This is a genomic window from Lacticaseibacillus sp. 30 (assembly GCF_053819265.1).
The window spans coordinates 71,892-91,635 of the sequence record NZ_JBSOQX010000009.1 but is presented as its reverse complement, the minus strand read 5'-3'; the positions used below and the strand labels follow the sequence as shown (position 1 = coordinate 91,635).

At 46.1% G+C, this 19,744-nt stretch carries 17 protein-coding genes; 11 read left to right on the top strand and 6 right to left on the bottom strand.

Annotation, left to right across the window (positions count from 1 at the left end; genetic code table 11):
- Positions 1-5 precede the first annotated feature (5 nt).
- Positions 6-830, bottom strand: a complete 825-nt coding sequence (locus ACWPAB_RS07855; RefSeq protein ID WP_003577379.1) for a metallophosphoesterase family protein — start codon at positions 828-830, stop codon at positions 6-8.
- Positions 831-1,045: 215 nt separating this feature from the next.
- On the opposite strand from ACWPAB_RS07855, the gene ACWPAB_RS07850 reads away from it, so the two are divergent.
- Positions 1,046-1,774 (top strand): endonuclease III domain-containing protein, encoded by a 729-nt coding sequence (locus ACWPAB_RS07850; protein WP_003573072.1) that lies wholly within the window; start codon positions 1,046-1,048, stop codon positions 1,772-1,774.
- 54 nt (positions 1,775-1,828) lie between these two features.
- A complete protein-coding gene (locus ACWPAB_RS07845; protein ID WP_003562840.1) occupies positions 1,829-2,125 on the top strand; it encodes a thiamine-binding protein in 297 nt (98 codons plus the stop codon).
- Positions 2,126-2,175: 50 nt separating this feature from the next.
- Here the strand turns inward: ACWPAB_RS07845 and ACWPAB_RS07840 are convergent, their stop codons facing one another.
- The 4 genes from ACWPAB_RS07840 to ACWPAB_RS07825 form a co-directional block, all read right to left on the bottom strand.
- Positions 2,176-5,121, bottom strand: a complete 2,946-nt coding sequence (locus tag ACWPAB_RS07840; RefSeq protein WP_003577380.1) for a YhgE/Pip domain-containing protein — start codon at positions 5,119-5,121, stop codon at positions 2,176-2,178.
- Between the two features lie 6 nt (positions 5,122-5,127).
- Positions 5,128-5,697: a TetR/AcrR family transcriptional regulator gene (locus ACWPAB_RS07835; protein WP_003562844.1), complete on the bottom strand. Its 570-nt coding sequence runs from the start codon at positions 5,695-5,697 to the stop codon at positions 5,128-5,130.
- 252 nt (positions 5,698-5,949) lie between these two features.
- Positions 5,950-7,398 carry an MFS transporter gene (locus ACWPAB_RS07830; protein WP_003577381.1) on the bottom strand — a complete coding sequence of 483 codons (1,449 nt, stop codon included), beginning with the start codon at positions 7,396-7,398 and terminating at the stop codon, positions 5,950-5,952.
- Between the two features lie 267 nt (positions 7,399-7,665).
- Positions 7,666-7,812, bottom strand: coding sequence for a hypothetical protein (locus ACWPAB_RS07825; RefSeq protein WP_003562847.1), 147 nt, complete (start codon positions 7,810-7,812; stop codon positions 7,666-7,668).
- A 259-nt stretch (positions 7,813-8,071) separates the two neighbouring features.
- Between ACWPAB_RS07825 and ACWPAB_RS07820 the strand changes: the two genes are divergently transcribed.
- From ACWPAB_RS07820 to ACWPAB_RS07780, 9 genes are all read left to right on the top strand, one after another.
- A complete protein-coding gene (locus ACWPAB_RS07820; RefSeq protein ID WP_003562849.1) occupies positions 8,072-10,453 on the top strand; it encodes a phosphoketolase family protein in 2,382 nt (793 codons plus the stop codon).
- 243 nt (positions 10,454-10,696) lie between these two features.
- The gene (locus ACWPAB_RS07815; RefSeq protein ID WP_003562852.1) at positions 10,697-12,322 is read left to right on the top strand and encodes a peptide ABC transporter substrate-binding protein; all 1,626 of its coding nucleotides are present in this window, start codon (positions 10,697-10,699) and stop codon (positions 12,320-12,322) included.
- A gap of 401 nt (positions 12,323-12,723) precedes the next feature.
- The gene (locus ACWPAB_RS07810) at positions 12,724-13,515 is read left to right on the top strand and encodes a hypothetical protein (RefSeq protein WP_003577382.1); all 792 of its coding nucleotides are present in this window, start codon (positions 12,724-12,726) and stop codon (positions 13,513-13,515) included.
- A gap of 3 nt (positions 13,516-13,518) precedes the next feature.
- Positions 13,519-14,223 carry a hypothetical protein gene (locus ACWPAB_RS07805; protein WP_003586510.1) on the top strand — a complete coding sequence of 235 codons (705 nt, stop codon included), beginning with the start codon at positions 13,519-13,521 and terminating at the stop codon, positions 14,221-14,223.
- A 5-nt stretch (positions 14,224-14,228) separates the two neighbouring features.
- A complete protein-coding gene (locus ACWPAB_RS07800; protein WP_016363386.1) occupies positions 14,229-14,963 on the top strand; it encodes a PTS mannose/fructose/N-acetylgalactosamine transporter subunit IID in 735 nt (244 codons plus the stop codon).
- On the top strand, positions 14,944-15,618 hold the full coding sequence (locus ACWPAB_RS07795; protein WP_003577385.1) for an ABC transporter ATP-binding protein: 675 nt from the start codon (positions 14,944-14,946) through the stop codon (positions 15,616-15,618). Before ACWPAB_RS07800 ends, ACWPAB_RS07795 begins: the two co-directional genes overlap by 20 nt.
- Complete coding sequence (locus tag ACWPAB_RS07790; protein WP_003577386.1) at positions 15,615-16,091, top strand: hypothetical protein; 477 nt, start codon at positions 15,615-15,617, stop codon at positions 16,089-16,091. The genes ACWPAB_RS07795 and ACWPAB_RS07790 overlap by 4 nt, the downstream gene beginning before the upstream one ends.
- 48 nt (positions 16,092-16,139) lie before the next feature.
- Positions 16,140-16,607: an NUDIX domain-containing protein gene (locus ACWPAB_RS07785; protein ID WP_003606585.1), complete on the top strand. Its 468-nt coding sequence runs from the start codon at positions 16,140-16,142 to the stop codon at positions 16,605-16,607.
- A gap of 159 nt (positions 16,608-16,766) precedes the next feature.
- Positions 16,767-17,900, top strand: a complete 1,134-nt coding sequence (locus tag ACWPAB_RS07780; protein WP_003589774.1) for a baeRF6 domain-containing protein — start codon at positions 16,767-16,769, stop codon at positions 17,898-17,900.
- 218 nt (positions 17,901-18,118) lie between these two features.
- On the opposite strand, the gene ACWPAB_RS07775 is transcribed toward ACWPAB_RS07780, so the two are convergent.
- Positions 18,119-19,699, bottom strand: coding sequence for an ATP-binding cassette domain-containing protein (locus ACWPAB_RS07775; protein ID WP_003577389.1), 1,581 nt, complete (start codon positions 19,697-19,699; stop codon positions 18,119-18,121).
- Positions 19,700-19,744 lie beyond the last annotated feature (45 nt).

The following is a 19,744-nucleotide window of genomic DNA, read 5'->3' as shown; positions in this document are numbered from 1 at the left end:
GACAATTAATTGGCGTTAATCCCCTGATCTGAATCAATCATGACTCCTTTCGTTTCATCGAAAACACAGATATTGCCGTAATTTTCTTTATAAGTCATATGATTGCCGCCATCAATAAAGTACCGGGGTGATTCGTCAGGATATTGAATGACTTTAACCGGGCATTTAGGATAACCGTCACTGAATGAAGTTGGTGGTAGAGATGGTTTGACATTGTTTTCATAGTCGCCATAAATCAAGGCAGTTGGCGTGTGACCGGTGACAATTGTTTTAGCGATCGGATTGTGAGCAAAAATGGGATGTTCCCGATTTTTGGTTTCATCCATATTATAGATATACGGCTCACGGACCCACATTCGATTAAATGGCGTCGTTTCTTTTAAAGGGTCTTCCAGCGAGAGGTCTAGACCGGCGTGAATGAGCAACAGCTTGTCAAACTCAACAGCAGTTGGCATCTCGGCGATGAATTGAATCAGCGGTGACATGTAGGTCAACACGGCTTGTTGTAGGTTGCTTTTACGCGCTTTAGCTGGCGTGTAATCTTGCACCATTTGACGTAAGGTAGCCTTGCCGCCATTGATGAACCATGGATTATCTTTGTCGGCGAGATAATCCAGCAGCATCTGATCATGATTGCCACGGATCGCGATTGCCTGACTCGCCTGCACTTGCTCGCGAATTTGAGTGAGCACCCGCCCGCCGTATGGATAGCCATCAATGTAGTCACCCAAATAGACGGTCAAAGTATGGGGATACTTTGCTTGCATCGCCCGCACTCGATCCATTGTTTCCAGATGACCGTGAATATCTGAGACCACGATCATGGTCATAACGTTTGCCTCCTTATAAAACGCATGCTCCAGTCCCAAAACCTGCAGATAGGGCTTTTGGTCGCAATAGTCAGCGCTTGACTGTCACGCTTAAAACGACTTATATTTCGGTTCCTAACAGGACTGCGCCGCGTTTTGCAAAAACTGCTGATAGGACCAGTTTACTTTATTTTTAGAAGAATGTGCGATATTAATAGGGGAATAGGGGTGAAAAGATGGATAAACGCTTAATCGTCATGCATAATCTGAGCCGTCATTATGGCAAACAATACTGGTGGCAGCAGCATTCATTGGAAGATTGGCTGATGATGATTCTCATTCAGCGCACCAGTTCAAAGAATGTTGCCCAAGCCGTGCATAATTTGCAACCTTACATGCAGGTTGATCGCTTGATGGCGTTATCGCAATCAGAGCTGGAAACGTTGGTGCGGCCAGCCGGCTTTTATCGGCAAAAAGCGCAGCGGATTCACGATCTATTGACGTGGTTTGTGGCCCAAGGCGGTAGTTTTGAGAAGATTGCAGAAAAACCGGCAGCTGAGTTACGTGAAACTCTGCTGGCTCTAAATGGCATTGGCAATGAAACGGCGGATGTCATGCTAATGTACACCTTTGGCAAAAAAACTTTTGTAGCTGATACGTATGCCATGCGTCTTTTCAACCGGCTCGGTTTTGGACCGTATACGAACTATGCTAAAATGCAGGCTGATTTTGCGCCAGCACTTGATCAAATCACGTTAGACGAAGCTCGCGAATGGCATGCCTTGATTGACGAACATGGTAAAACGCAAGTTCGGCATGCGTATGACGACCGGTTTTTGCTGCAGCCAGATTTGACTGAGGCGGCATGGCCGCCGGAAGCGGTTCAAGTGGAGCCGCCCCATGATGATCCGGGTAGCGGCAAGTGGCGGCACGCCGCCGATCCGTCAGCGATGACTCATAAATAAATGCTTTTTGCTCGTGAGTTGTTTTGGCAATCCTGTCACAAGGGAGACCTAAAAATGAATGCTAGCGTTGCTGTGCAAGTGTTACCGATGTATCCAGAGAAACAAAAGGTCTTGGCAGTGGTTGATGCGGTGATCGCCTATATCAAATCAACCGGAATTAATTATGAAGTTAGTGCTTTTGAAACCACAATGGAAGGCGATTATGATCAGCTGATGGCGATTTTGAAAGAAATTCCGATTGTCACAGCGAAGGCAGGCGGTACTAGTCAAATGGTGTATGCGAAAATTAACTATTTTCCTGAAGATACTGGCCTGACGATTGCTGACAAGGTGACAAAGTTCAAGCATTGAAGACAAAAAAAGATCACGGCGATTGTCGTGATCTTTTTGCGTCTTGAAGTTTATTTTTCGACAGCTTGGAGCTTTTGATTGTCGTCGAGTTGTGAGATACCCATTAAGTGATGACGTTGTAAGAGAATCATTGTGCCCCACAGCAACAGGAGCGAGCCGATCGTGAAGGCGATCAATACCATGAAGCCGAGGTTGACAGTGCTATTGGCAATGCCGCCGGTGAGCGCGTTCCGGAAATTCATAATGGAGTAGGTCATTGGCAGGAATGGATGAATGGCGTTGTAGAACTGATTGGTGATCTCCATCGGGAACGTCCCGCCGGCACCACCTAATTGCAGCATCAACCCCACCATCGCCACAAATCGACCAGGATTATCGAAGGCCATTGAGAGGAACATAATCAGATACATTGAGGTAAAGGAGAAGAGGATCGCGGTCAGATAGAACAAGCCGATGTTGTCGACCTTGAGACCGGTCGCCATCATCAAAGTTGCTTCGAGAACTGCGGTGCCAAGGGCAACAGCTCCGCCAATGGCTACTTTGCTCAGGAACCACTGAGTTGCCGTCCCATTTGCTCTGGAAACCTTGCGAATTGGATAGGCAAAGTTGAAGACCAAGGCGCCAACGTAAAGTGCCAGACTCAAAACGTATGGGGCAAGTGCATGGCCGTAGTTTGGCACATAAGAATAATGCTTTTGCGCTGTCTTGGTGGGTGCAGCGAACATCTTTGCCGTATCACCGGTTAACGTAATGCCATTGACCTTACGTGCGGTGCTGGTAAGTGTCTTAGCGAACTTCTTGTCGCCGTCTTCAAGCTGACTGGAACCAGATTTGAGTGTGTCGCTCTTGTCATTGATTTGACCGGTTCCGTCGGCGAGTTGATTGACACCGGATACCAGTGTCGGCACACTAGCGTTTAATTGATTGACACCGCCAGCAACTTGGCTGGCACCATTGGTTAGCTGACCGACACCGTTGGTAAGTGTCGGAACTTGGCCATTTAAGGTACCAAGACCGCCGGATACTTGGCTGGAACCCGTGTAGAGTTGGTTGATACCACTGGTGAGAGCAGGAACTTGGCTGTTTAAGCTACCAAGGCCTCCTGAAACTTGGCTAGAACCGGTATAGAGCTGATTGACGCCACCGGTAAGTGCTGGTACTTGGCTGTTCAGAGTACCAAGACCGCCAGAAACTTGACTAGAACCGGCGTAAAGTTGGTTGACGCCGCTGGTGAGTACAGGAACTTGATGGTTCAGGGTGCCAAGGCCTCCTGAAACTTGGTTAGAGCCAGTATAAAGCTGATCTACACCTCTAACTAGTGAAGGTGTTTGTGTTGCCATTTGCCCTATGCCGTTAGTCAGATTGTTTGCGCCAGTTACCAGTTGGTCATTGTTTGCAATAATTTGTTTTGAACCGCTTTGAAGGCCAATAATTGCTGCCGTTAAAGTCGGAACTTGTTGATTCAAAGTCGTTAAACCGTTTGTTAGTTCTTCCGAACCCGGAATCAAGCTTTGGCTGAGAGTCGTGGCCATTTTGGCGCCATTAGTTTGAGTCTGAGAAATCAAAGCGTTGACGCTTGCTTGAATTTGCTCAAAGCCCGCAATCAATTCTGGGTTTTGATTGGGTTCGGATTTTAACTTAGCTTCATATTCAGTGAGAGTGTTCTGAAGCTTGGGCAAGGATGAGGCAGCTTGCTGATTTTGTGAATCAACGGATTTGCCTACTTGTTGAAGACCTTGTGTTAATTGAGATGAACCGGTTACCAATGCTTTTGTTCCATTATCTAAGGAACTGGTACTGCTAGCAAGCTGATCAATGCCGTTAGAGAGTGTCGTCACGCTTTGCGTATAGTTCTTGACACCAGTTGTTAGCTTTTTTGAACCAGTTTGTAATTGATTTGTACCGTCAACAAGTTGTCCTGCTTGGTTCTGCAATGTGTTTAAGCCACTGGTGACCGCATCAGATCCCGTTGCTAATTGGCCTACGCCGGATTTGAGTGGGTCAGTCTGCGACTGCAAAGACGCTAAACCACTAGTAACTTTATTGGATCCTGTTGCTAATTGCCCTACACCAGACTTAAGTGTGCCAGTCTGCGACTGCAAAGTTCCCAGCCCATTAGTCACTTTAGTTGATCCGGTTGCAAGCTGCCCTACACCAGATTTAAGTGTGCCAGTCTGCGATTGCAAGGTTCCCAAACCGCTCGTAACTTGGCCAGATCCCGCCGTAAGCTGATTAACGCCACTTGCTAGGTTTGTCGTACTGCCATTGAGCGTTTGCAACCCACCTGCGACTTGATTAGCGCCGCTTGCGAGCTTAGGTATTTGTGAGGACATCGGTGCAACTTTAACCTTCATCGTTTGCACGCCGTCATTTACTTGCGAAACGGCGACGGTGTACTGATCAATGCCATCGTCAAGTTTGACTTGGCCAGCATCAATTTGGGTAGCGGCGCCGGCTGCCGTTTTCATGCCATTACCGATAGTCTTAATTTGATCAAAAACTGCGCTGGCATAAGCGTTGGTCACGTTAGCCCGAATTTCGGAGTTGAGACTGTCAACGCCGATGCCGGAGATGACTTGGCCAATATAGTTGAGTGAATCATTTGTCTCGTACTTCAGCGTCATTTTCTTAGGATGTTCGTCTAAGACGGTGGCGGCATTTTTGGAAAAATCCTTTGGCAGCGTAATGACAGTGTAGTATTTGTCTGCCTTCATGCCCTTTTTAGCTTCTGCTTCAGAAACGAAATGCCAGCCAAGTTGACGATTTTTCTTAAGCTTGGTCAAAGTCTGCGCACCAACATCAAGCTTTTTGCCTTGATAGGTGACAGGTTGGTCAAGGTTGACCACTGCTACTGGCAGATTCTTGGTGTCACCGTAAGGATCCCAGACTGACTTCAAAAAGAAGATACAGTAGAGAAATGGGATTAAGGTAATGACGAGAACTGAGAGCAAAATGAGTTTGTTTTTGCCGATGAACTTAAATTCATCTTTGATCATGTCGAGTTACTCCTTTACTTCACTGAGATAGAGATCCAGCAGGGATTCAAAAGTCGTATCGCGGCTAGGTTGGCCATCTGGCAAAAAGCCCATGACTTCCAGAACGGTAAAACCGAGCACGCTGCTGATAAAATTTTGGACGAAACTTTCTTTTGCCATGTGTTTGAACTCGGTATGGGTGATCAAGCGTTTTAATAAGCCGATCACATCGCCGGTTGCCTGAACAAATGGACTGCTTTCTGGAAAATGATGCACAAAGTAAATAATTTCATCCAATGATTGTTGCTGTTCGAAATAGCGATGCGTGGTTTGCGCAAAAGTGCGAATGGCGTCTTTGCCAGCAATGCCACTGACTTGTTCAATGAGTTCTTGATGTAAGTTGTGCATGAATTCAGTCCCCAGCGCCTCAATCACGGCATCCAAGTTACTAAAATAGTTGTATAGCGACTGGGAACGAATATTCAATTCCTTAGCCAGTGTCTGGAAGGTGAGCTCACGAATACCATCACGGGTCACCATCACCCGGGCAGCGGCGAGCACTTTTTCACGATCCAAAATACGATGCTTGATAGCCATGCGACCTCCTTGAGTTATCTATATTACGTTAGACGAATATACGCCGATGATTTGAAGAATGCAACCTACAGATTGTAGATTGTCAAAAAATAGGAGTAACCAGACGTGTGGTGTTGCATGTGCGTGGCTGTTCAGTGGCCGATCACCGATGTTTTTTTGTCATCATGCGCAGTCTGGAGACTAGCTGGTTGATCTGCGTGCACGACAAAACCGCACCCAAATGTTGGATGCGGCTGATCATTTAACGGCGGTTTATTGAATGACGTGGCGATTAGGATCGCGCAAATTGAGGATAAACACAAGCACCATCACGATGACCACCATCACGAAAACACCGTGTAAGCCAGTGAGAATGGTGGCAGCTACCTGAGGATCGTGGCTTTTGGCGGCAGCATTAGCACTAATCGCGGCATTGACAGCTTTAAAAGTGTTACCGTGCAAATTAGCGCGAATCACGAGCGTCAAAGTGGCACCATAGATACCGGTCATCACAGTTTGCCCGAGCGAACGGCCAAGGGTTAGGATGCTGGTGGCGGAACCAACGTATTCTTTGCCAACAAGATGCTGGCTCAAAACGGTATTCATACTGATCACAATGCCCATCACCGTGCCGTTAATCATGGCAATGACATAAAAAGCCCAAACCGGAAAATGCGGGGAAGCAATGGTGAGCAATAAGTAAGCTAAGGTCAGAATGGCGACGAGCCAAAGTGTCATGGTTCGCGGCACAAAGCGTTTGATTAATGGACCGACCAAAAATGAAGAGGCGAGCCAAAGGACAGAACTCGATGTCACAACTAAACCAGCTGTTGTCGCGCCGAGATGATACAACGACTGAAGCCAGATCGGGAAGTAAACTTGATAGCCAATCAAGACACCGCTAAGTAACAAGGCAGTTAAAATTTGCACTGTGAACGTGAAGTTATGAAACATTTTCGGCGCGATGAGCGGATCGGGGGCTTTCTGTTCTTGATGGTACAATAGCAAGCCAGCCGCAAGTGCCAGCACTAACAAAACGCCAGCGAGCACTGGTTGCCGATCAAGCGCCTGAATGCCAAGTAGAAGTGCAATCAGCGTCACCGCCAACCAAAGAATCCCTAACCAATCGATCGTGAGAACGCCGTGTTCACGACTAGGTTCCCGATAACCGATTTGAATAAGCAAAAAAACGAGAATACCAAGCGGCACATTAACGAAAAAGACCCAATGCCAAGACAATTGATCAACCAGAAAACCGCCAATTAGCGGTCCGACCAAGGCGGAAAGTCCCCAAGCTGTGTTATTAAGGGCTAAGACATTCGCCCGATGAGCAAAATCATAATAATCAGCAATAATGGTAAATGTCAGCGGCATCACGGCGCCTGCACCGATACCTTGGAGTGCCCGCGCCAAAATGAGCAAGAAGATATGCGGTGCCAACCCGCTTAACAGGGTACCAAGCGTGAACAGTACCACGCCCCACTGAAAAATACCGCGCCTGCCAATTGTGTCAGCTAATTTACCATAAATCGGTGTGGTAATAGCGGTTGTGAGCAAGTAGGCACTCATGATCCAACTTTGATATGCCAATCCATGCAGGTCACTAATAATCGCTGGCAAAGCAGTTGTGACAATGGTAACTTCAACGGAAGTCATGAATGTGGCGATAAAAACCGCCGCCATGACAAGCCCGCGGTTTTGAGGCTTTACTGATGTGGACATCTTGACATCTCCTTGATAAATCCATTTTACCAGTCAGGGTCAAGGCTGCAGCACAAAAAAACGCCCGGTAACTAACCAGACGCGTCGACGTTCTAGTGACATAGCAGGCAGCTGCGGTCAATACCGATGGCACTTCCATCAGGAAAACAATAATACCAGCAGCTGTCAATTGGCCAATGATTACAAGTCCAACACTTCCGATCAAAGCGAAGAGTCGCAATCACCAATCAAACTGTGACAATGACAAAACATCTCCGAATGTTCAAACTAAAAGTCAGTCCAAGAATCTTTGTTGGCCGGTGCATCATCAGGTGAAACATACACGACGAGTTCATCACTAAATCGTTTGAGACAGTAAGCGGCGGCGCCAATCAGCGTCACGGCCATGACCGTTTTTAAAAGATGTTTGCCCATAAGTGACCTCCTTAGTTTGCCTTGATTAGGAACCATGCATCATTACCTTCATTCTAGCACGGTAAAGTTCAGAATGAGTCCAGTTTAGCAGCGAGCGTTTTCAGAATAGTTTCTCAGTAGGTGTTGTGCACGCTAAAATCTGGTACAAACCGATTTTTTAAAATATTTAAGGCATTTTAAGTGAATTTAAGTCAAAGTAAGTGCTTTTTTCGGAATCTGTGTTATACTGAGGTCATTAAAATCGAAAGTAGGTATGAGCATGGATACAAAAGTAAAGACTGTTGATTACTCATCCAAGGAATACTTTGACAAGATGACCGCTTATTGGCGGGCAGCCAACTATATTTCAGTTGGTCAACTTTATTTGAAGGACAACCCGCTGCTGGAACGGCCGCTGAAGAGCGAAGACGTCAAGCCGCATCCGATCGGCCATTGGGGCACGATTGCTGGGCAGAACTTCATTTATACCCACTTGAACCGGGTGATCAATAAGTATGACTTGAACATGTTTTATATTGAAGGCCCGGGTCATGGCGGCCAAGTGATGGTTTCCAATTCCTATCTAGACGGTTCGTATTCGGAGATTTATCCGCGTGTGTCGCAGGATAAAGAAGGCATGAAGAACCTATTTACGCAGTTCTCATGGCCAGGTGGCGTTGCTTCACATGCGAGTGCACAAACGCCAGGTTCCATCCATGAAGGTGGCGAATTAGGTTATGCTTTGAGTCACGCAACCGGCGCGATTCTTGATAATCCTGAGGTCATCGCGGCGGTTGTCACGGGTGATGGTGAAACTGAAACCGGCCCATTGGCTGCATCATGGTTCAGCAATACGTTCATTAACCCAATCACGGATGGCGCGATTTTACCGATTGTGCATATGAACGGGTTTAAGATTTCCAACCCAACTATCTTGTCACGTAAGTCAGATGAAGATCTAGACAAATACTTCAGTGGTATGGGTTGGAAGCCATTCTTCGTTGAAGGCGATGATCCAGAGAAGCTGAATCCGGAAATGGCTAAAGTTTTGGATGAAGCAATTGAAGACATTAAGGCCATTCAGAAACATGCACGTGAGACTGGCGACACCACGATGCCACACTGGCCAGTGATTATTTTCCGGTCACCAAAGGGCTGGACAGGCCCGAAGAGTTGGAATGGCGAACCAATCGAAGGTTCCTTCCGTGCGCACCAGATTCCGATTCCTGTCGACGCTGAAGATATGGAACACGCTGATTCCTTGGCAGGCTGGCTGAAGTCCTACCATCCAGAGGAACTGTTCGATGAAAACGGCAAGTTGATCCCTGAATTGGCTGCATTGCCGCCAAAGGGTGAGCAGCGGATGGCTGCTAACCCAATTACGAACGGTGGGATTGATCCGAAGCCGTTGGTATTGCCAGATTATCGCAAGTATGCGCTGGACAACAAGGAACACGGCAAGCAGATTAAGCAAGACATGATCGTGTGGTCTGATTATCTGCGTGATTTGATCAAGCTGAATCCGCATAATTTCCGGATCTTTGGCCCTGACGAAACCATGAGTAACCGGTTGTATAGCTTGTTTGAAGTGACCAACCGTCAATGGCTGGAACCAATCAAGGAACCGGCTGACCAATATTTGGCACCGGCTGGCCGGATTATTGACTCGCAGTTGTCCGAACATCAGGCGGAAGGCTTTAACGAAGGCTACACGCTGACCGGCCGTCATGGCTTATTCACCAGTTACGAGGCTTTCCTCCGGGTCGTCGATTCCATGCTCACTCAGCACTTCAAGTGGATTCGGAAGGCACATGAAGAACCATGGCATAAGGCTTATCCAAGTCTGAACGTGGTCTCAACATCGACTTCCTTCCAGCAGGATCACAATGGTTACACCCATCAGGACCCAGGTATTTTGACACACATGGCTGAAAAGAAGGCTGAATACATTCGCGAGTATCTACCAGCTGATGCCAACAGCTTGCTGGCCATTTCTCCGAAGTTGTTCAGCTCACAAAATACCGTGAACGTGCTCATCACATCCAAGCAGCCGCGGCCACAGTTCTATAGCATTGATGAAGCCACTGTTTTGGCTAATTCCGGCTTGAAGCGGATTGATTGGGCTTCCAATGATGATGGCGTCGAACCAGATGTTGTCATTGCCGCTGCCGGAACCGAACCAAACATGGAAAGTCTTGCTGCCATTAACTTGCTGCACGACGCCTTCCCAGATTTGAAGATTCGCTTCATTAACGTGGTTGACCTGCTGAAGCTGCGCAGTCCGGAAATCGATCCGCGCGGTTTGAGTGATGCTGAATTCAACAGCTACTTCACCACCGACAAACCGATCCTCTTCGCTTATCATGGCTTTGAAGGGTTGATTCGCGACATCTTCTTCACTCGCCCGAATCGCAATGTGCTGATTCACGGCTATCGTGAAGAAGGTGACATTACCACACCATTTGACATGCGGGTACTCAACGAACTTGACCGTTACCACTTGGCCAAGGATGTTATTCAGCATGTGCCAGCCTACGCTGAAAAGGCTGCCGCGTTTGTTCAGAAGATGGATGATACCTTGCAATATCATCATGACTTCATCCGCGCAAACGGCGATGATATTCCAGAAGTTCAGGAATGGACCTGGAAACCAATTAAGTAACTTCAGTTGTCTTTCAAACACTTCTGCTTGCGCAGGGGTGTTTTTTTGTGTGCCGGACTAGCAAGTTGGCGATGGCGCGGCGATTCACGAAATTCACATATTTAAAAAGTGGGACGTGAGACTTTGATGAGTAACTTCTGCTGCTAAAAAGGCCACGAAAACAAGTAATATCTGCAAATTTTCTCTTTACTTTCTTCATACTCTAATGTATTCTCAACGTAATATCATTTTGAGGGTGAGTAAATGAAAGTTAAACGATTGGTAGCAGGGGCAATGGTATTTGCCTCAGCTGCACTCTTGGCCGCATGTGGCAGCAAGAGTAGCAGCAGTAGCTCAGAAACTTTTAATCGAATGGAAAAAGATGTTATTTCCACAATGGATAATGCCCACATTACGGATGTTATTAGTGGGCAAGCCGCCGTTGATACTGGTGATGGGTTGTATCGGTATAAAGGCAAGAAATTGGAACCTGCTGTTGCCACTAAAGTCGTTAAGCCAACGAATAACGGCCTTACTTATACATTCAACTTGCGGAAGACGAAGTGGAGTAACGGCGATCCTGTTACTGCCAAAGATTTCGTCTTTGCGTGGAAGCGAGCAGCAGATCCGAAAACTAAGTCAGAATATGCTTATCTTTTCTCTGGCATTAAGAACGCGGATGACATCACTGCTGGTAAGAAGGCTGCTTCAACCCTTGGTGTTAAAGCAGAAGGCGATTATAAGCTGGTTGTCACGATGGATCGGCCAGTACCGTACTTTAGCACGATGATGGTCAATCCGGTCTTCTTCCCATTGAACCAGAAGACGGTTGATAAGTATGGCAAGAAGTTCGGTACGCAAAGCAAGTACTTGGTCTTCAATGGCCCGTTCAAGTTGACTAACTGGAACGGCACTGGCAATTCATGGGATGAAGTGAAGAACACTTCTTACTGGAACGCCAAGCAAGTTAAGCTCGATAAGATTCACGTTCAAGTGGTTAAGGATTCCAACACTGCCGCTAATTTATTCGCTACGAAGAAACTTGACGATGCGGTTCTGACCGGTGAAATTGCTAAGCAGCATGCCAAGGACAAGGATTACGTTGGCGACAAGCAAGGTCGGACCACTTACTTGGATATGAACGAAGAAAAGGTACCTGACTTCAAGAATCTGAAGTTGCGTCAAGCTGTTGCGATGGCTATTAATCGTGATGAGTTTGCGAATAAGGTTATTGGCGATGGTTCTTTCGGAATCTCAACGATTACACCAGAAAACTCTGGCAGTAATCCAAAGACTGGCGAAGACTTCTCTAAGGAAGCCGCTAAGGAATCTAAGACAGTTCAGACATACGATCTTAAGAAAGCTAAGCAACTTTGGGCTGAAGGCCTGAAGGAAGTCGGTAAATCTGGTGAAGATGTGACCCTGACGACCGATGACACAGACGTTGCTAAGAAGTCTGCTGAATATCTGCAATCTGCTTTGGAACAATTGCCAGGCATGAAGGTTTCCATCTCTTCTGTTCCATTCAAGACCCGGATCCAACGGTCATTAGATGGCAGTGCTCAGTTCATTCTCTCCGGCTGGCAAGGTGACTTCCCAGATCCAATTTCCTTCTTGGACCTTTACACGACTGGCAACACTTACAACTTTAGTCACTGGTCCAATAAACAATATGATGATCTGATTAAGGCTTCTAAGGGAACGGATGCTAACAGCGAAACCAAGCGATATGATGATCTTCTGAAGGCACAGGAACTGCTTTCTAAGGAATCACCTGTTGCAACGCTTTATCAAACTGTTCAAGGCCATTTGCGCAATCCTAAGCTGAAAGGTGCTACTTTCAGCCCAGCCAACATGTATAACTTTGTTGGGGCTTATATGGCTAAGTAATATTATCAAAATCAAAAAACATCTCCATTTTGTTCAGTTCAAGGTAAGTTGACTGGCGATGGGGATGTTTTTTTTGTTCTGAATAATGCTGTGCAGACAGACAAAACATGTCTTGGGTTGGTACCGAGGTGGGTAGGTATCGCCAGTCACTTTAAAATAACAAAATCATATTTATGTATCATTGACAATGATAGTGAGATCCGTTTATAAATCCAATGATGAAAAGGAAATAATAATCGAAGGTTGTGAAGAATCTCTAAAAATAAAAAACGATAAATGATTGACGTTTTAGTGAATGAAATGTACTTTTAACCATATCCAATGCAATGGCGTTACATCAAGGGCTTTATCGCTGCCGATTAGAAACATGGAAAAAGTGTAGGCTTGTAAGGAGGCTAACATTGGTTTTCAGTAAGCAGTATTGGAAGACTAGATCTACGATCGCTGCCTTCTTATTGGCGTTGCTGTTTCTCTTAGGGCATCTCTTGGGCAATCTTGGCTACGAAGTTAATGGTGGTAAGCAAGTGGCGGGATACTTCTTTTTCTCACCATATATGAACTGGCTACCAGTCGATATTTCCTCAAATTTACCGATTGCTTGGAACATGGCAGCACCGTTGTTGTCAGTACTTGCTGGTGGTATGTTTGCTGCTAACCAAGGTCGGAATGGGTATGCACAGCTGCTCCGAACTCGTCAAAGTTTTTTAACTTACCGGCGACGAACGTTTCTTGCGGCTGGATTTTGGGGTGCCATGTTGCCGATTGTTGTTTTGGGGTTGGACTTTCTTGGTCTGCTTGTCATACACCCGAATGTATTACCGAGTCAGTGGCTTAACAACAATGTCGCAATAAGTTATTTAGGCTTCGGCGGCAATCTTTTCTATGCCCATACTTGGCTATACATGCTAGGTTGGGTTTTATTGGTGGCCCTCTATGGTGCAAGTTATGCCATTTTCTCTAACTTTCTCTATTTCCTCACGAAGAAAATGGTTGTGGCATTACTGGGATTGATGGGACTTCAACTGTTACTTTTGAGCGTGAGTCTAATGTCGCAAGTGAGCTTGGCACCGATTGCTTATCTGCAAATTGTTCCCACGATTGCCCAACCATCAATCGCGTATGTCATTTTGTGGCCAGTGGCTTTAATTAGTATTAGTCTATTAGCACTTCGCATACCCGTGATAGAGGCGTGAACAATGCCAAAAAGAAATTGCTTTCTAACAGCTCAATTTGCCCCTCGGTGGCAGCGAGTAGCCTTTCTTTTGGCGACATTGCTGGTGTCACTTTGTTTTACCTCTATAGGGCTGACGACCGGGCGATTCCAGTCGGGTTTCTTTGATGCGAATCGATCGATGCAGCGCCTTTTTGGTCAACTGGTCCTTTTTCTACCTATGACGGGCATGATGACGGCTGTGCTCTTACGACTGTTACAAAACACCAGTGTTCTAATAAGAATTGACGCTCGGGTCATGATCGCTCGGCGTATTTTGAGGGAATTGATTTTTTTGACCGCTGTCGTCACTTTTTCAGTCTGGGGGATTTGGTTCACTGCCGTCCTGTTACGGTCAAGGGGTGGACAAAGTGGCACCGCCGTCGTGGCTAATGTCAATTTGGTCATGAATGTTGCAGCAGCCCTCTTTACTTATACGACGCTGACACTGATAGGATGTCTTTTATTTAGGTCGCGAGCAATTGGCATTTTCTGTGGATTGAGTTTGGTGATTGTTTTTCATGTGGCCCCTGTTTTCAATCTGAGTGAAATCGCGACTCTGATCACACCAAAATTAGCCGTAAACGCTATGTGGCCAATCAGTGTTGTTAAACAGTTTTTGATGATAATTTTTGTGACGGGCTTGATGGTGTTAACTTTGAGGCGTATTCGCTTACCGGTAGAGGTGTGAGTGGCATGCAAAAACGATGGCAAGTACGACTGCTAAGACAAAGAGTCATCATTGTGATACTGCTATTTGTCGGACTTCTCATGGGGTCAGTGGCGTTGTATTTTGAAGATCGCACAAATGGGTTGCTTCGCCAGGTTCACGACTCAGTCATGATGATCTTTATCGGTGCATCCCCCGAACGTTTTGCCAGTAGTCAATTACTGTGGCTGCTCCTTTGGTTTGGCTACATGTTGTTACCGATTTTTGCTAGTGCTGGTATCACGCATACTTATCAGCAGGGACTATATTCTTATCTGAATTTACGATTTCGCCCGCGCGTCTTAACTTATCTGTGGCCTTTGAAGCAAACCTTGATGATTGAGACTGGGCTTTTGCTGTTCATGGGTGCCGGGTTTGGGCTAACCACTTTTTTATTCTGGCGAGAGCAACAGCTTTTTACAGCCGGCTTGTTTACCGGCTTGATTGTGATGAGTCAACTGCTATTACTGGTCATGGAAACGGTTCTTGAAGGTTATTTTGGCATCGTCATCGGTGTCGTCGGCCCCTTGGTCATGATTTTCCTGAGTTTTCTTCAAGTGCCATTGATGCCGTTGCGCTTTGCGATTGGCAGTACCTTTGCTGGCGATCAGCAGATATTAGGCGCCATCGGGTACCAGTTGGTTTTGATCATTGGATTAGTCCTTATTCAGATTTTTTATATGCCAGGAAGGTGGGGGCGTTATGCCGCAAATCACACGTGAGCCAGCAATTCATTTAGAGGTTGAACAGTTGTCTGTCACAATTAAACGAAAAAAGATTCTCGATCATCTGTCACTTTCACTGGTGTCACCAAACATTTACGGCATTGTCGGCCCAAATGGAACGGGTAAATCGGTTTTGTTAAAAACATTGTTGGGATTTATTCGACCATCTGCTGGTAGTGTCAAGATGAATGGCGTACGGGTTGACCCGCGTCATGATCTACCAGTCAGCGTTGGTGCGATTATTGAGCATCCAGGATTTATTGGTGATCTGAACGGGCACGACAATTTAATGGCATTAGGCAACATTCGCAGTCAACTTAGTGACGCGGATATACGGGCGATTATGGAAAAGGTCGGCTTAAGCGATGATAGGAAAGCCGTTGCCGATTATTCACTTGGCATGATTCAGCGACTTGGCATTGCTCAAGCCATCATGGAAGATCAGCAATTAATCTTGCTTGATGAACCGACTAATGCGTTGGATCGTGAAGGGGTGGCTTTCTTGACCGATTTATTAAGAGAGCTTCGTGATCAAGGCAAATTGGTCGTGGTAGCTAGCCACGATTTCATGTGGCTGCAGCTTTTAGCCGATCAGATTTTTGAATTGACAGGCGGCCAACTTAATAAGCTGGAAGCTGGGCAACCACTATGAAAAAGTTGCATCGACGTCTCTTGGCTGTTGGGCTTTTGGCAATGATTATGATTTTCGTAGCATTGTTTAGTTGGCGTTATCAAACACTTAACGCGCCATTGGCCCACCCTGCAGTGAAGACGCGTAGCCTAAGTCTGCCTACAAAAGTTGTGTTACATCGAAGGACGGTTTCACTTGAAAAAGTGGAAGCAACTATCGTACACGGTCAGTGGCGTGTCCGGCTTCATTTTAGACAACCGATCACTAAACAAAATATGAAACATATGAAATTTCAACTGGCCCAACAGCGGGAGGGGCGGGAAGTACCAAACGAACCACAAGCCGACTTGAGTCAAGATCAGAAAGTGATCACAATGATGGATGCGTACTATAGTCGGGCGACCGACAATCGGGTTGTGATCACGACCTTGCCACAAGCACTAAACTCGCAGAATCTGGTTCAGATCGTGCCATTTGAATCATCGAGAAAATAAGGCAAGAGCATGTTATGTGAGCTGTGTTTAACTGAAAAGAGGTTGATGGTGTTGGTGCAAGAACCGAATGATTTACGCTTTCAAGTGCATCCGCAGGCTAAATTCGATGTCCGGGCGGCGGTGTTGTTGGTGCATGCAGGCCAACTTTTAGCGACAGTTAACTCGGCAAGCGGTATCGCCCTTGTGCCAGGCGGTGCGGTTAAATTTGGTGAAACGGCGGCAGAAGCGGCTGCTCGGGAAATTCATGAAGAGCTAAAGCTGAACGTGGTGCCACAACTGGTGGGGATCGTGGAATCGTTTTGGCAACAACCTGAACGAACTTACCAACAACTCATCATGGTACATCGGGTGACGTTGACTGATGCACAAAAGGCTGGCTTGGTTTGGCAGGAAGGTTTGGAGGGTGAGTGGCTGCCGTTTGCAAAGGCAGCTAGGGTGTTGCAGCCACGATCACTGGCACAGTTTTTAACCTCCGGCGATGCAATTCGCCACCTTGTCGACCATCATACAGAATGACGCCTAGGTTGACGCTGGTAGAGAGGTAAGGCTATTGATACTCGGATCAACAGAAGCGCCTAATTATAAATAGTATAATTAAAGCGGATTACTTTGCCTTTCATCGTTTTCATTGATACGCTTAAGGTAGGCTAAAGGCCGGAAAGGAGTTACATCATGATGGATATGACGACTAGACCGACACTGCAGCACTTTTTATCTGACACGAAACATGGACCGTATGTTTCGCTTTATATGTCTTGGCCAGAGAACACCTCGGTTGAGGCCCTGAGGTTGCGGTTCAAAAACATGGTGAAGCATACCAAGAGCGTCATGACCGAGACTTATCCTGAAACGGACTTTTCGGCATACGCGGCTGAACTTGAGCCATATGAACAAGACCCAACATTCTGGCAAACCTGCGAAACAAATGGGTTTGGCATGTTGACAAATGGCGCGCAGACTTATGTGACGCCGATGTATGAAGAGGTTGATGAAGTGGCAATGGTTACTGACATGCCGCAGATTCTGCCACTGATGCTGGATGAGGCAACGGCAACCGACTTTGATATCTTAGCGTTAAATGCCGACAGCATTCAGCTGTATCATAACCACGGACATCAGGTGCGGCCGACATCGTTGCCAGACGATGCACCGCAGACTTTGAAGGGAACGCTAGGCACCGAAATTCGCGGTGGCGAAATGAACAGCGTGTCCCAAGGTGGCGGACGTGTGACCCATCACGGGCATAATGAGAAGTCAGCGGAAAAAGCCAGCGATCAGCGTCGTTTTTATCAAGCGGTGGATCAGTATGTGCTGGCCAATCACTCCAATCCACATAAAATGCCGCTCGTACTCATGGGCTTAGCGGAAAACGTGGCGGTATTCCGCGAAATTTCCAAGAACCATCATCTGTTACCGAAGCTGGCTGTCGTTAAGAGCCCAGCAAACCTTGATTTTGTTGAATTAGACGACTTGTTGACGCCAGTACGCGACACCTTGCGCGATCGCCGGCGCCAGAACTTTGCCGAGATCATCGAAAATGCTCGCGGAAATGACAGCTACACGGATCACTTGGAAGAAGTCGTTCAAGCAGCCGTTGCCGGACGAATCGCCATTCTTTTTGTCCAAGCCGGCGCACGGATTCATGCGCGTCTTGAAGGCACCCAAATTGAACGCGATTCGATCAATGCACAGCACGCTAATCTTTTAAATGACTTAGCTGACATCGTCCTTAGTCATGGCGGACAAGTTGAACTGCTGACAGAAGCCTACTTGCCAGTCGAAGTCGGTGCGATGGTGCGTTACGCATAGGCTCTTTAGTCGAAATGAAAAAGCGACCCGCCAGTTGGTCGCTTTTTTTGTCCGAACGTTTCTGATGAGGGAACTTTGGCTAAAATTGTTGCTTATAAAGATTGGCTGTTTTGCCACTCAATGAATCAAGGAATTCTGGTGCCACGAAAGAAGGAACCATCATTCTGATCGAAGGTTTAAAGAGAAAACGTTTATTGTTTTTCAACGTAAAAATCTCCTTATGCTAGTTCAAGGGTGTCTGTTAGTTGTGCCCGTGTTTTTTCCGTCAGATTGTGGGTAATCATAATGACGGTTAGATCTTTCTCAGCGAGTAGTGCGTCCTCTATTTCTTGGGCATTTTCACTATCAATGCCAGCAGTGACTTCATCGACAATTAAGATGGGCTTATGAAAAGCAAGTGCGCGCGCTAAAGCCAGCTTTTGTCGCTGCCCACCAGATAAATTGCTGCCGTGTTCGTGAATCTTTGTTGCTAGGTTTGTGAATTTATCAATCCCTAAGAAGCTTACAACGTTAGAAAGTAGTGCCTGTGATTTTGCATGGCCAAGCGTAATATTTTCCTCAATACTCTCATTGAAAATATATGATTTCTGATCTACCAGTTCGATTTTGGCATTAAGCAGTGTTGCCGGCATTGATTTTAATTCGTCACCATCAACTTGGATAGTACCAGCATAATCACGAAGTCGTCCGCTGATAAGGTTGATCAATGTCGATTTTCCGGCGCCGCTTTTCCCCACGACAGCATATTTACCGCCCTTTTCGAAGTTATAGGAGATATCCTTAATGACGGGTTTACCTTCATAGCCAAAAGAAAGATGATCAACTGTCAAGGCATGATTAAACGAATCGTCTTCTGAAACAGTCTTAATTTTTGTTGCTTGTATGTCTTTATCAAGCAATACTGCAACGGATTTCATTTGAAAGATGCTTTGAATCATGCCTGCAAGGTTATTGAACACTGTTCCTGCTAATGAACCACTGGCAGAGATAACCCCTACACTGAAATAGCCACCAATAACCAATAAGCATGTTAATGTCATGACTAGCATCTGTGCTCCGACATTAACACCGCTAATAAGCAAATTAACCAATCCTACATTTTTGGTGTAAAGAAGTTTTTCTTTTCCTTGATGATCAGACGCAGTCGCTAGCTTATTTGTGAGTGTATTGCCAAGATTGTGACTAAAAAATACTGAGAAGCCACCGATAATGTCATCTGCTTTGCCTAAAAATGAGCTGTTCGCAGTTGCTAAGCGATTCGTTTCATGCGTCATGACTTTTGAGAAAAACTGGGGAATTGTCATCGTCAGGAGGCCTAATATAATAGCGGCAAGCGCTAAACTGTAATGATAGAAAGCCAGAGATGTGATTGCAAATAGCAAGGTAGTGGCACTGCTTAGAAGTGAGAAGAAGGCCTCCAGCCCATTCTGATCAATCATGTTAACGTCATTCGTTAGCCAAGAAACGTATTCATTATGATTGACTTTTTTGTATTCGGAAATTGGAACAGTATTCAAACCATTGGCAATATCAACGCGCAACTGATTGGTTACCTTACGAATAATCTGGGCTTTTAAAAGTGAGTTACCATAATTAACCGTCAATGTGACGCCCCAAATGCCAATGGTAGACAATAACCAAAAAACCACGCCGTGAAGGTTTTTTGAAATGAGTTGATCAGTTAACGGGGCAAGTGTTAAAGAACTCGCAACCCTGCCGAGTGATTCAATAACTGTTAGGAATATCATCAGGATGGTTAGTGTTTTTTGGTTTGTTAACAACTTACTTGTAGATTTCATGAGACAGCTCCTTTTCTTGTGGGGTGTGACTTTGTTGTTTTTGCT

Coding starts and splice junctions, on each gene's coding strand:
- ACWPAB_RS07855 (WP_003577379.1), bottom strand. CDS start 830: ATGACCATGATCGTGGTCTCAGATATTCACGGTCATCTGGAAACAATG.
- ACWPAB_RS07850 (WP_003573072.1), top strand. CDS start 1,046: ATGGATAAACGCTTAATCGTCATGCATAATCTGAGCCGTCATTATGGC.
- ACWPAB_RS07845 (WP_003562840.1), top strand. CDS start 1,829: ATGAATGCTAGCGTTGCTGTGCAAGTGTTACCGATGTATCCAGAGAAA.
- ACWPAB_RS07840 (WP_003577380.1), bottom strand. CDS start 5,121: ATGATCAAAGATGAATTTAAGTTCATCGGCAAAAACAAACTCATTTTG.
- ACWPAB_RS07835 (WP_003562844.1), bottom strand. CDS start 5,697: ATGGCTATCAAGCATCGTATTTTGGATCGTGAAAAAGTGCTCGCCGCT.
- ACWPAB_RS07830 (WP_003577381.1), bottom strand. CDS start 7,398: ATGTCCACATCAGTAAAGCCTCAAAACCGCGGGCTTGTCATGGCGGCG.
- ACWPAB_RS07825 (WP_003562847.1), bottom strand. CDS start 7,812: ATGGGCAAACATCTTTTAAAAACGGTCATGGCCGTGACGCTGATTGGC.
- ACWPAB_RS07820 (WP_003562849.1), top strand. CDS start 8,072: ATGGATACAAAAGTAAAGACTGTTGATTACTCATCCAAGGAATACTTT.
- ACWPAB_RS07815 (WP_003562852.1), top strand. CDS start 10,697: ATGAAAGTTAAACGATTGGTAGCAGGGGCAATGGTATTTGCCTCAGCT.
- ACWPAB_RS07805 (WP_003586510.1), top strand. CDS start 13,519: ATGCCAAAAAGAAATTGCTTTCTAACAGCTCAATTTGCCCCTCGGTGG.
- ACWPAB_RS07800 (WP_016363386.1), top strand. CDS start 14,229: ATGCAAAAACGATGGCAAGTACGACTGCTAAGACAAAGAGTCATCATT.
- ACWPAB_RS07795 (WP_003577385.1), top strand. CDS start 14,944: ATGCCGCAAATCACACGTGAGCCAGCAATTCATTTAGAGGTTGAACAG.
- ACWPAB_RS07790 (WP_003577386.1), top strand. CDS start 15,615: ATGAAAAAGTTGCATCGACGTCTCTTGGCTGTTGGGCTTTTGGCAATG.
- ACWPAB_RS07780 (WP_003589774.1), top strand. CDS start 16,767: ATGGATATGACGACTAGACCGACACTGCAGCACTTTTTATCTGACACG.
- ACWPAB_RS07775 (WP_003577389.1), bottom strand. CDS start 19,699: ATGAAATCTACAAGTAAGTTGTTAACAAACCAAAAAACACTAACCATC.